Raw genomic sequence first — 12,636 nt, 5'->3', positions numbered from 1 at the left:
CACTTCAAGGCCAGCGTGCGCGCGAAGGTGGAGCATCCGTTCCGGGTGATCAAGCGCCAGTTCGGCTACACCAAGGTCCGCTATCGCGGCCTGGCCAAGAACACGGCACAAGTGCTGGCCTTGTTTGCGCTTTCAAACCTGTGGATGAAGCGAAAGCAGTTACTGCCGGCTATGGGGAGCGTGCGCCTGTAACCCAGGGATTCCCACGGAAAAGCGCCAGAAATGGCGAAACTCAGAAGATCTAAAAGCGACTTTCCGGAACGACGCGACATCCCGTACTCTCAGGCCTCATTGTTCAGACCTTCCTTAGCGGGGCGCAAAAACAGAGACCTCGCATGCAAGGCTTCTGGTCGTCGGCGCTTGAGTGGAGGCTCTGACCTCCGTCCCCCAACCATGGTGGGTGAAGTGGCCTTGACGACGGAGAAATATTGTCATAACAAGACCGGCAGCACCATCAGCCGTGGACTCGTCGCGGCGCCAGAAAACACCGCAGAGATCTTTACAGCATTCAGCGACATTCCGAGAGTGACGCCTATCTTTGCGTGGGTTCTAGTCATAACGGCAGCAGCGCATCGCCCTGAGTCGGTGACCTCGCAGTGTCAAACCGCCTCCCACTTTAGGCCAGCGGCAACCTATACCTCATCTAAGCTGACACCCCTCGAGGAAAACTAATCAGCCCTCCAGTCAGGCGTCGAATTGGTAAAAGCGCCGTATGGGAATCTGCCACCTAACCTTCTTTTGGGAACAGCAGCCTGGTGGAAGCAGCCACAGTCATGCCCAAAGCACGGGTAAGCAAAACAAACTCCAAGATATCCAGACGACGTGCGCCTGCTTCGATCGCCGACAGGCGTTGTTGTGGCCAGCTCAACCGTCGAGCAACTTCACCCTGTGAAAGCCCCAATCGCTCACGGCGTGCACGCAGCTGGTAGATCAGCTCACGGTACTGCCCGTCATAGATCGTCTTGGTTGCCATGGTCGCGATTGCTGAATGCGACCAGCAATCTATGCGCCATCCACTGATTACATGAAAATCATGTAGCCGCCCTTCCCTTCACCTGATACGCTAAGAGCCGGATTCCACCGAGGTATGCGTGGCTCATGCCCAGACTCAACCGACTCTTTTAACTCCTCGCACCGCGCTGTTGCGCGCTTCCGAGCGTGTCGGATTGATGGGCACTGCTGCTTGGTGCGCCTTGCATCTCGCCACCCAACAGCCAAACCCAATCACCTCTCGCCCTTGCTTAACGGAGCAGCTGCTTCAGTTCCTAGAGCAGGCTGGCATCCTGATACGCTGCGCGTCTCCATCTGCTGCACCCCACCGGGCCGTCTACGAGCCTGTAGCATGGCGCTACTGTGATATCGACCTACCAAGCACAGAAATCCAAGCCGCACTTGATGAGGCATTGCAACTTCGCTTGGCCGAGGACGATGGAATAATTCGCAATGCCCTATGGCGGTTGCTCGCTGATGGGGATAGCGAGGCCTATCTTGTTCGTCTCTTACAGCGCCATCGACTGGACAGCGGCGACATCCAGACGCTCATATTTGCGATCCGAGCAGAGTGGGCGCCATATTCTGTAGGTAGACGTCGCTACCTTGCGTGGTTGAGCGTGCGCCACGCTGCCGCCACGTTGTCCCAAGGGAACTTTGGTACAGACGCGGCATACGCTACCCTACAAACTCATCTACGACGCCGAGGACGTTGGCTCGCGGCCAGGCAATCCCAGCGAGGCCTTGCTGATAACGAGTACAGCTTCGTACCTAATGCCCATTGGCGCCGTCCAATACTGCTAGAACTTTTCCTGACAAGAATCGCCCCGATGGGAGAGAAATTTTGGACGCTGCCCCCTCCGCAAAGAAGCTAACAGGTAAAGAGTGACCAAGATGGCGTCTCAAGCGCAGGCTGTTTGATCAGAAATTTCTTCCCTTAGGATGCCCATATGACGACACCCGAAGAAAGTACGCGAAATCTCTTTCAAGCCGGCGCCTTCTTGGTTGAACTCGCGCTCGATGAGCGCTTGCCTATTGAGGTGCGCCGCGAAGCGGCACGGCTAACACGTCACTACCCCACACCAGGGTGCTCTCTTGCCGTCACTTCATCGGTCATTGGGCACTTCCTGCCACAGCCTGAGCCCGATTGGTTTGAAGGCTATCGGCACGGGCCGCTGACCATGGGGCTGAGCGATAGGATCTCTCGGCTCTATTACAACCTTGCAGACTCGCGGACCAAGATCCAATCCGGCTCAACCAAACGCACACCAAGAGATAAATAGCCCATTGGCACCGACTGGTTAACTCAATGCTTTGAACGCACGGCTCAGGCAACCCGATCTGGTGGACGAACCCCGTGTTCTCATCAAGATCAAACCAGACCACTTGAACAGCTGACACAGGTCATATCCGGCTAAGAGCGGCAAAAAAAACGGGGGAACATCGGCCTGACAGCTACATAGTAGTATTGTTAACATCTCTTAGTGGCGTTAAACAGGCTGTAAGGGCCTCATTTCAGTACTCCAGCTTCTACTGCACTCCAGCTTCTACTGCCGCTGCTTGACGACGATCTTCAGCCTGAATTCGCCCCACCTGTACCTTGGCGAACGTCTCCCCCGGTCGTAACGAGGACCAGATCATTACCCCGCTGGAGACTCAAAGTTTAAGTCGGCACTGACCTAGGCGTATTAGCACTGTCCTTCTGAACCCAGGGTGTTGAACGCTCGTCTACTACATCAAACGTAAGCGGCAAGCCTCCAACAGGGACACACTCCAGGGTGATCAATGATCCACCCCAGTCGACATCCGTTGCGGCGAAGATCGGAACGGCGCGCTTACGGATGCCCTTGAAGAAGCGACTCAGCTGGGGCGGTGACTGAAAGTATCTGCTTGCCCTATCCTCTGCTTCCTGAGCTGTCGCATACAGCATCGTTTTGACGCGCTCGTGCACTGACAGATCACCCAGGTCGACCGCAACGTCCTCCAGTTCCCCTATCAAGAACCGCTTAAGAATTAGGTCGTCGATGACGGGAATGTCATTGACGGGAACGCCTACATGCGTTGCCGTACTCACAACCACCAGTGAAATGACCTTAAAGTCCTCCTTTAATTGGATTTTCTCTCTTGCCATGGCAAGAACGAACTCTGATCGATTCTCAAAGATCGCCTTAGTTTTGCGCGCAACTTGGTTGGCTGCCCCATGCACCGTTTTCCTGTGGAAAGCCATGCTCTTGGCATCGGTTGGCTCTACGACGCATTTGGCTTCGGCAATGAACACGGTGTCTCCAATCACGAATAGCAGATCGACCTCTTCGCCTTGCCCACGTTGAGGTTTAAATGTGAAGGAACTTTCTAAGCAGCGGGAGGCCCGGAGCACCGTCGACTCTCTTAGCGTCTCAATCACAAGGTTGCGCAAGTAGTCTTCGAACGCTGGGCCTCGTCTGCCAAGATCGACCTTGGCCTGCCTCATCCAGACATCCACCAATCTTCTTAGATTTGGGGAAATAGTGGCAGCAAATAACGGCATGACCGTACCAGGTCCTGCAGGGAGCAATGGCTGAGACCACAATTCCTGGCCTCTGCTGCCACGGAAAATAAAGAACTCGACTAACTGACGACTGAGTTTAGGACTTACGCTTACTGCGGCTGATACAGCCTCTTCCAACGCCCCTAGCTGCAGGACCGGCGCGTACTCGGGTAACCATACGTGAATTTGCCCTTCTTTTCCTGCACGTTGTGCGTGCCGCTGCTTTACTCCATCTGCAAGGATTTGTGAAGCGCGTGAAATTACTGTCCATACATCGAGCAGAGACGAGATCGTGAGTTCCCCTAAACCCGGTTGTGGCTCGGTCAACAGATCGTCGTAGTACGGTTCGCTTGCCATCGCTCTCAACGACACAATGTCGCTCAAGAGCGTGGATCCTTGTGGCGTTCTTTCAACTTTTATTACCTGGCGCTTTCCTATCCGCTCGATCGCTTTGATGTCGTGCAGCTTGAAGGGAATGCCCAGTTCTACGAGATCACGATGGGCCTGAGCGCCTATCAAGGCGAAAGACCTTGTTAGTGAGTGCCTCCTCTCGACCCCTATTCGAAAGCCCTTGATGTAGTCAAGTTCAGTGGGAACGAAGATCTTGCTGAGGCCGCCATCGACTACCTTGTATCCATTCCACAAGACATCAAACCAAAGGTCTTCCGCGAAACGATACATCAGCCCGAGATTGAGTTCCTTCGCAACCTCGTGCCAGTCCACGCGCTGCATGCTCGGGTTTCCTGCAAGACTGGGAGTTTGTTTGATGACGATACTTGCAGGGATTTCGATTCCATCGATGAGTGACTCGATGACTTCTTGTGGTGACCACTGATGACCGCAAGCAGACTCGATCTTGACTGCAGTCGCTTCCTCAGCTGTGATGGGCGCCGTTGCTTCAGCACGTTTAGCCCTATGTTCTTTGTCGGTCTTCTCAAGAGTGACAATGAAGTTGTAGTTGACCATAGACGCAAAAGAACGAAGCTTTGTAGTTGCGCTAATAGCTTCGTCAGAAGAGAACTTGAGAATTTTTCTTATGGCTTCAAGCTTGCTGTGGATCAACTGACCAGCATCAAATAGTTCTTTATCACCGTCGTCCGAGCCGTGCTCTGCAAAGTCCTTCTCCCACTTTTGCAAGCTGAAGCTGCGAAGGTTTGGACCTGATGTCTTTTCCTCGCGAACACGGTTCGTGAACATCCCCATTGATTACATCCTATATCTGTAGATAACGCTTAAGGTAATGCTTCGCTCTCATACCGTCGACCAGCGCAACCAGAGAGTGAATCGCCCAGTTTCTCGAGGAATCCCAACGCTCTAAGAGGATTTAGACATGGAGAAGGCTAAAAGGATTGACACATGGAGAAGGGACAAGTCCTCGTCCGAGGTGCGTGAGCTCGCAGGGAGAATGGTGCAGGAGCAGCGCGGGGAGTACCCATCCCTGCGGGTCGCCCTTGAAGCCATTGATCCCAAGATTGGCTGCAGGTCGTAGCTCCTGAACGAATGAGTCAAGCGTGCCGAAGTTGATGCAGGGACGCGAGAAGGCGTCACCACAGTCGAAGCCCAGCGGCACGACTTCCTATTCTCTCTTTTGCATGCTGAGAAGCAGCACATGCAGCTCCCGCGACAGCGCACGATGTAGCAGCGCCTACACCCTCCCTTGCCGAGTAAACGAGGGACGGTACGACGCTTCATGCGGTTTTCGACATAGTCGTTTCTTGCCGCAGTTGCAAACGCCGCACCGGGCTCCTCGCAAGATCTGTGTTCACGGTATGAAATTCTGGCTGTGGCACATGTCGGCGCCTGATCGCTAAGCATTTGTCCCCAGCGTTTGCTCGAATGAAATCAACGCTTCTTGACGGCAGGACCTCCTTTCTACGTGGCTGGGCCAGCACCAATAGTTGCTCCGTTCACAGTGGGCAGCGGAGAATTTAGGTACGCCTCGTCCAAGCCTCTGACGCTGGCGTTGTATGCCCACCTAGCAAACTGCTCCAATAACCGGGTATTTTCCGCGCAGACGCGCTGAAGCTGCCCCTCCAGCAGGGCAATTCGGTCCATCGCGACCTGCATTTCAGGCACGGCCTCGATCTTGCGGGAAGTGCCACCGCCTTCAGCCAACGTTCGCTTGCGTTGCTCAAAAGCCGCTTGAATACGGCTGTGCCTGTGCAGGGCTTGCCGCGTGTACTTGGCAAAGAGATGCCTTTCAACAGAGTCCAATAGAGCGTCCCAGGTCAAACGGCCCGACCATCCGTCCAGAATGCCGACGATCTTGGCGACATCCTCGCTGCTCAGGTTCTTTGCTCTGCTCATGATTCGACTCTCTTTACTTGAACCTCCCACTTCATCAACCCCGGTTCTTTGTCACGCCTCTCCAACGACCGACGAGCCTCTATAGCCTGATGCAGCCTGGATGCAGGCCTTGTGTGCGTCAAACGAATCAGCGCCCCTTGGGGAACTTGAGGGTCGTCGAGAATCGCTACAAGCTCCGATAGCCTGGAGTATGTCAACCTTTGGTGCTCGACCCAACGCGATGCCCCGTATGACCCGCCGGCCTCGGCGGCTTCCGCCTCAACCAGAAGACTTGCTGTCTCATCAAGTTTGAATCGAGTGTTGGCTTCGCCGAGCTTGTCCCCTTTTACGCATACTTGCTCGTTACAGTTAGTGCAGTCGCGGTGCAAGGAGCACGGAGACATCACGAAGTCGTGGATGCAAATTCCGAAATCTGTTGTGTGAGCCGCCTGGATTCCCATCTCCTTAAACTTTTCGCGCGAGATCAGGCTAATGCGGACCTGCGGCAATGGCTCGGCCAGCAGTTCAGTTGTCTGCTCGCGTTGTGCCTCCTGCCGCAATGCCACAAGACGGGCCTGAACATCGCGATCGGAGACATGGTTGTACGCGTTATTCTGGCGAACGTCCTTCCGACCTGACCACTTGGCGATGTCAAGCTCACTCATACCACCGGCTTGAGCAAGCGTATTCAGATAGTGTCTGAATTGGTGGGTGCGAATGACTATGGGAGATCCATCTGCTTCGAAGTAGCCCAAGTGATCGAATACCGACTTGAATCCGTGCTCGGTACGGCCACCAAGACCATTAGCGATAAAATTCTGGTCCACTGCCTCGATGATGCAACGGAACGTCCGCTTGACCCTATGCAGCTCATTACGCCGAACTACACATAGCGCCTCGCTGTATCGCAGACCGGAATCGACATCTAGCCAGGGAAACCCTTTAGGCAAAGCGCGAATGACAGCAGCCTCAACATCTAAGAACTTCATGACCAGCTTGTTTCCGTGCTTTTCGCGACGCACATTGTTAGTAATACACCACGCATGGATGCTTGCTGCTAACACCGGCTCGGTAAAGAGGATCTCGCCGACGTCTGCGATCGACAAGTCACGGCCACGCAAGTGCTCAAGATGTGAGGGGAGGAAGATCGAGGTATGATTCCTGTCGTACCACAAAGCCACGCGACGCGCCTCCTTTGATACATCGCTGAGTCTTTTGAGGGCTTCGCGAACTACAGAACTCATAGACGGCACAACCCACTTGGTCATGGGGTCAGCACCCTTGGAAGGCCAGAACCGTAGACCATACGCTGGGAGCGCATCAGGGCGCGTTGTAGTGACCTCGGGCTCCGCCCGGAGCAACAGCACCTCATTCACACGATCTGGGGCGGCACACATAATTCCGGCTACTGCCGTTACTACCAGGTCAGGAGGTTCACTAGCTGCCCGGAATGCCAGCGCCAAGCACTCCAGTGAGAAGGGGCTGGGAAGCTTAACCTGCCGCGCAGCCTCGAATTCCTCCCCCACCCTGCCGTTAGCCTCGGCCGGGCGGGGTATGGGATTGGACCAGCGCAAAGGGACTGTCGCTAAGCGGTTCTCGTCGATGAACGACGCAAGCATCTCCAATTGCGAGCCGATTCGGTAGCCCGCAGATGCGCTGAACTTAGCTCGGATGAGTTGAGAGGCCCTATTGAAAGTCCACGCATTCACCGAGGCGACGTTACACGTTGCTTGCTCGGCCAGTGCAGCCGCCAGTGCCCGAAGTGAGGCGATACGAAATCCGATGACCTTTGTCGGCCGCAAGCCATGCTGATACCGAAAGTAAGCTTTGGCGAACGAGCCAAAAGGCTCTGGCATTGGGTTTGGCACACGCTCGTTAACCGACTCCCAAGAACTAAAAACAGCACGAAGCGCTCCTCACTTGGCCTTAAGCCTGACAGAATCCGTGACATCCCATGTCATTTCATCGAAGGCGAGCTCTGTACCGAAAATGGTCAACTCGTTCCGGCACAGAGCAGTGAACGCAGCCAAATTCTGTTCTGCGTTTAGCTCACTGCGCGGCTGAAAGAGAACAACATTAACCATTGGACTCAGCTCCATTGTGTGAGCTTCGGGGCGCCTTGGCTTGGCGACATGCCTCAATTACAGCTGCAACCGCGAAGATGGTCCGGTCATTGATGGATGCGATGCGTGCATCCGAGGCTCTGAGATGCTTTTCACGCTGACCAAGCAGATGCTGCAACACGGCCTCATGTGGTCCATCTAACCAAGCTTCGAAGTTGGAGCAGGTATAGCAGGCGATGGGCGCATTGAATCCGCAGTATCCGTGTGTACCGCAGTCGCCCATCGGAGAGCCACTTCGGTCCACACGCAGATCGATGATTCGGCGCGACGTATCCTCACCCAACCCTTCCACCAACGTACCAGCGAAGGCCTGGGCCAAGGGGGCCATCTCTATCGCTATCGCACGATCGATGCGCTCGATGATTGCAGGCGAATTGGCCGAGTACACACCAACATTCTGGGTGTCCGAATGATCGAGAAGTCGTGCGATCACCAGAGGACTGTATCCCTCTTCCCCCGCTCGCGTGCCGATCGTCCTCCTGAAGCGCACACCACTGATGTTCATTGCCTTGCCAGTACGTTCCGACACCACTGACAGGCCTTCAAGGACGGCAGTAATAGCCGCGCCAACATCAGCTGCGGTCTGATGAAACGCAAATCCATTGTCATCGCCCGGAGAGCGCGAAGAAGGAAAGAGAGGAGCCTGGCTCGCATCGTCTAAGATCGAACGAAAACTGAGGCGCACCTTCTCAGCGTAGCTATTGAGCACCTCTCCAAATTGCTCGATGATGGGGCGTTCCACGAATTGCGCTCGCGAGAACTTGGCCCCCTTCTTGGCACTTGGAATCATAACCGAGTACTTAAGTATTCCGTCCGCATCCCGCTTCAACTGAAGATCACAGACCTTCAATGACGCGTACTGCTTGCTGCGCTGACCCAGAAGGATAAAAAGCCAAGCCAGCGCGTAGTCTCCCGTGGAAATATCACCTTCAGCATATGCCTGGTTGAGCGCCGCCTGCAGTGCCTCTTCTTCGATGTGGGTGAAAGGGCCGTCATGCGGGTTCCATGTGAGCACCGACACACCCTTGGCATTGCCTTTGAGTCGCAATTGCTTCAAAAGTAGCTCGACGTCTTCGCCAACACCTGGGTAGCCAAGCTGAGCCCACTTACGCAGCAGCCCGCTGAGAGATCCCAAGTACCACTCCGTCGATTCATCGAGTCCTGCGCGGTAGTTCAGCAGGTCCACATCACTAATGCGGGAAAGCTCTTTCGGCGCAGCACGCAAGAAATGCTGAAGGCGTCGAAACATGTTGTGGAGATGGTCTGGAGATCGATTCTCGGCGTACCACGTCAATACGGACTTGGCACTATCACAAAGCAATTGGACAGCGTTTGGCAGCTGCTTAAAATCCAGGAATACATTGTTCACACCATCGCGGTACGCCCAGATGTCGGCATTTGGATCGAACTCGATGCCAGACTTAGTACGAGTGAGCCCCCATGCAGGTGGTACACGCAGTTCTCTGGCATCGTCCTGAAGCACTGGGTCATGTTTCATTGCGTCTTCCTTATGGAGCGGCGGAAGGCCTTCGCTTGCATTTCCAAAGAAGCCTCATTGCTCCTTCGTTGCACGTGTCGTTTTGTGTAGTGCGAGGCCATCTTCGACTTAGGAGACCAGCCCATCGCCTGCGTACGCATGCGCTCTTCATCTTCGGCGGATACCCCGCGGCCATCCATCAGCTCAGAGAAGTCGTCGTTCCAGGTGTGCCTCAGGACATGGGGAGAGAGGTCGTCAGGCAGCCCAGGGACTCTGGTGCGCAGCTCTCTGAAAAGCTTGTTGAGGGCAGGCTTTGATAAGGGACTGCCAGTTCCTGTCGCCACGAAGAGGTAAGGGTGTCGGCGTGCGCCTTTGATCTTTGCGCGCTCCCCTGTGATGTACGCCTTTATCATTTCCGCCAGATCAGGGCCCAGAGCGAGTAAACGCCCTCGCGTCTTGACCAATGGAGCATTGCTTCGCTGCTCTTCCGGGTTACCAGGCCGGCGAATGATCGTGACTTCTCCGGACCGGACATTGACGTCGCTGGCATATGTAGCAAGCAGCTCGCCGTTTCGGACGCCCAGAAGAAGCAGCCACAAGAAAATGAGCTGATTACGGACTCGGGCGTGCCTGTTCTTCCACGGGTTGTATGGACTGGCGGGATCGATGACGTCGAGAATTCGCGCACGGACATCCGCCCCCACTCCCTGTCGGCTGGTCTGCCTGTAATCGCGGCGTGGCATCCTGGCGTTTATTAGGCCGACGAAAGTTTGAGCTGCCTCATGCAGGCTGCTGTTGTGAGCGTGGCCTGCTTCTAGCGTTAGACGCCGGCCTACCGTCAACCAAGAAATGTAGTCACGGATGTAGGCTAGACGGGTGGCCTTTGTCTCGGCCCCCACCTGCGCTGGAGCCTTTGCCAGGGAGCACATTCGGGTTTGTTCGAGCGCTACCACACGCGAAGACACTGTTTGGGAGGCCTCATCGTCCTCGATCAGCGCATTGAGCTCCTGCTGCCGTAGCCCGGCCAACTTGGTGAGCATGTCCACCTCGCCGAGGGTAAGGAGCCTACCCCCGCTAATCCGCTCATTAATGTCAATATCGAGATAGCCAAATACTTGGTGGGCGATCATCACCGCCCGGGCCGCCTGTTCAAGCGTATTCGTGGCCAGACCGGTGGCTCTAAGCTCAGTCACCAGAAATAGAGTTGGATGCCACAGGGGAGATCCCGACGCCTTGCACAACAGCATAGGCAGCCGTTCTCCAGACTCGAGTCGAACTGTTCTTACCCTATAGCCAGCCGCCATGTTGACTCTTCCCGAAGGTAGTCGGTAAGACAAGTAATTGGAACTTGTTGGAAAACGTTAACAACAAAAAAAGGCCCTTGGCAAATGCGCCAAGAGCCCTTGTTTACAACTTTTAAAAGGTATTCCCTAGAACGGAATATCGTCATCCGCAAAGTCGTCCATTGGCGGCGCGGACTGCTGCTGGGCCGGCTGCTGACGACGCGGGGCGTAATCCTGACCGCCGGCCTGACCGCCACCACCGCCACCCCCCTGCTGCTGGCGCGGCGCCTGCGCGCGCTGCGGACGATCGCCGCCCATTCCACCGCCACCGCCGCCTTCACCACGGCCGCCGAGCATCTGCATTTCGTTGGCGACGATGTCGGTGCTGTACTTTTCCACGCCGTCCTGGCCGGTGTACTTGTCGTAGCGCAACTCGCCTTCGACGTACACCTGCGAGCCCTTGCGCAGGTACTCACCGGCGATTTCGCCCAGCTTTCCGAAGAACACCACGCGGTGCCACTCGGTGCGCTCCTGGTTGTTGCCTTCGCGGTCCTTGCGCATGCTGGTCGTGGCCAGGCTCACGCGGGTGATCGCCATGCCGGCCTGGGTGTACTTGGTGTCGGGATCGTTGCCGAGGTTGCCGACGAGGATGACTTTGTTGATGCCGCGGGCCATAGATAGTTCCGAGATGGTGCGCCGGCGCCAATGGGGCGCGGCGGTGAATGTCTTGGCGCCAATGTTACCGCACTCCCCGCGCCCGACACCGGCGCGTTGGCGCACCTGCGGGCCGGGGAATACCGCGCGGGCAGGTCGGGATCCGGCATCTCCGCGCCATGCCGGCATCAAGCGCCACAAGGGTTTGCGACCGATGTGAAGGCCGGCGACAGCGCCGGCGGGACGGATCTGGCCCAGGCACCTATAATCCACGTACATCACGAACGCCTGCGCATGACCATCGCCGAAGACCTCCCCACCGTTCTGGGCCTGCCCCAGATCCAGTCCCTCGCCGCGCCCGACATGGCTGCGGTGGATGCGTTGATCCGCCGTCGTCTGGCGTCGGACGTCGTGCTGATCAACCAGATTGCCGATCACATCATCTCCGCCGGCGGCAAACGCCTGCGTCCGATGCTGGTAATGCTGGCCGGCCACGCCGCCGGCGGCTCCGGCCCGGAGCACCATCAGCTGGCGGCGATCGTCGAGTTCATCCACACCTCCACGCTGCTGCACGACGATGTGGTGGACGAATCGGACCTGCGCCGCGGCCGCAGCACCGCCAACGCGCTGTGGGGCAATGCGCCCAGCGTATTGGTCGGCGACTTCTTGTATTCGCGCAGCTTCCAGCTGATGGTCGAGCTGGACCGCATGGAAGTCATGCAGATCCTGGCCGACACCACCAACCGCATCGCCGAAGGCGAAGTGCTGCAGCTGCTGCACGTGCATAACCCCGACACCGACGAAGCCGCCTACCTGCGCGTGATCGAGCGCAAGACCGCGGTGCTGTTCGCGGCCGGCACGCGCCTGGGCGCGTTGGCTTCCGGCGCGGATGCGCACGTGCAGCAACGCCTGTACGACTACGGCATGCAGCTGGGCTTTGCCTTCCAGATCGCCGACGACGTGCTCGACTATGCCGCCGACGCCAGCGACCTGGGCAAGAACCTGGGCGACGATCTGGCCGAAGGCAAGGCCACGCTGCCGCTGATCCACGCCATGGCGCACTCGGATGCGACCACCAGGGAGCGTCTGCGCCAGATCGTCGAACAAGGCGATGCCGGCGCAATGCCCGAAGTGCTGGCGGCAATCCACGCCACCGGTGGTTTGGACTACAGCCGCCAGCGTGCCGCCGAATATGCTGCCGCCGCCGAACAGGCATTGGATGGCTTGCCAGCCAGCCCTGCGGTTGCCGCATTGCGCGGCCTGGCGCGTTACGCCGTGGAACGCACGCATTGATCG

The 12,636-nt window shown here is 56.7% G+C and carries 10 protein-coding genes and 1 pseudogene; 4 read left to right on the top strand and 7 right to left on the bottom strand.

The features are described 5' to 3' along the window. Positions 1-192 (top strand): transposase (locus FFY45_RS01605; RefSeq protein ID WP_176339078.1); only part of this gene is annotated, 192 nt, incomplete at its 5' end. Between the two features lie 535 nt (positions 193-727). Here the strand turns inward: FFY45_RS01605 and FFY45_RS01600 are convergent. After that, the gene (locus tag FFY45_RS01600; protein ID WP_181019389.1) at positions 728-973 is read right to left on the bottom strand and encodes a helix-turn-helix domain-containing protein; all 246 of its coding nucleotides are present in this window, start codon (positions 971-973) and stop codon (positions 728-730) included. A 967-nt stretch (positions 974-1,940) separates the two neighbouring features. On the opposite strand from FFY45_RS01600, the gene FFY45_RS01595 reads away from it, so the two are divergent. Next, positions 1,941-2,273 carry a BPSL0761 family protein gene (locus FFY45_RS01595; RefSeq protein WP_176339077.1) on the top strand — a complete coding sequence of 111 codons (333 nt, stop codon included), beginning with the start codon at positions 1,941-1,943 and terminating at the stop codon, positions 2,271-2,273. A 380-nt stretch (positions 2,274-2,653) separates the two neighbouring features. On the opposite strand, the gene FFY45_RS01590 is transcribed toward FFY45_RS01595, so the two are convergent. Beyond that, entirely contained in the window at positions 2,654-4,720 is a 2,067-nt protein-coding gene (locus tag FFY45_RS01590) for a hypothetical protein (RefSeq protein ID WP_176339075.1), read from the bottom strand. A 127-nt stretch (positions 4,721-4,847) separates the two neighbouring features. Between FFY45_RS01590 and FFY45_RS01585 the strand changes: the two are divergent. Beyond that, positions 4,848-5,084 (top strand): annotated as a pseudogene (locus FFY45_RS01585) (hypothetical protein); the annotation flags it as partial. Between the two features lie 305 nt (positions 5,085-5,389). Here FFY45_RS01585 and FFY45_RS01580 read toward each other — a convergent pair. The 5 genes from FFY45_RS01580 to ssb all read right to left on the bottom strand — a co-directional run bounded on the left by FFY45_RS01580 (position 5,390) and on the right by ssb (position 11,361). Next, positions 5,390-5,824, bottom strand: coding sequence for a hypothetical protein (locus FFY45_RS01580; RefSeq protein WP_176339074.1), 435 nt, complete (start codon positions 5,822-5,824; stop codon positions 5,390-5,392). Then, positions 5,821-7,071, bottom strand: coding sequence for a hypothetical protein (locus FFY45_RS21920; protein WP_217902404.1), 1,251 nt, complete (start codon positions 7,069-7,071; stop codon positions 5,821-5,823). Before FFY45_RS21920 ends, FFY45_RS01580 begins: the two co-directional genes overlap by 4 nt. An 808-nt stretch (positions 7,072-7,879) precedes the next feature. Beyond that, the gene (locus tag FFY45_RS01570; protein ID WP_176339073.1) at positions 7,880-9,424 is read right to left on the bottom strand and encodes a site-specific integrase; all 1,545 of its coding nucleotides are present in this window, start codon (positions 9,422-9,424) and stop codon (positions 7,880-7,882) included. Beyond that, entirely contained in the window at positions 9,421-10,650 is a 1,230-nt protein-coding gene (locus FFY45_RS01565; protein WP_255171837.1) for a tyrosine-type recombinase/integrase, read from the bottom strand. Before FFY45_RS01565 ends, FFY45_RS01570 begins: the two co-directional genes overlap by 4 nt. A gap of 183 nt (positions 10,651-10,833) precedes the next feature. After that, positions 10,834-11,361, bottom strand: coding sequence for a single-stranded DNA-binding protein (ssb, locus tag FFY45_RS01560; RefSeq protein ID WP_176339070.1), 528 nt, complete (start codon positions 11,359-11,361; stop codon positions 10,834-10,836). Between the two features lie 273 nt (positions 11,362-11,634). Here ssb and FFY45_RS01555 point away from each other — a divergent pair, with 273 nt between their 5' ends. Continuing rightward, positions 11,635-12,633, top strand: coding sequence for a polyprenyl synthetase family protein (locus tag FFY45_RS01555; protein WP_176339069.1), 999 nt, complete (start codon positions 11,635-11,637; stop codon positions 12,631-12,633). Positions 12,634-12,636 lie beyond the last annotated feature (3 nt).

Source organism: Xanthomonas hortorum (assembly GCF_011305375.1).
GTDB classification, from domain to species: domain Bacteria; phylum Pseudomonadota; class Gammaproteobacteria; order Xanthomonadales; family Xanthomonadaceae; genus Xanthomonas; species Xanthomonas hortorum_E.
Note: the sequence above shows the minus strand (reverse complement) of the source record. Positions and strands in the feature narration are given on the sequence as shown.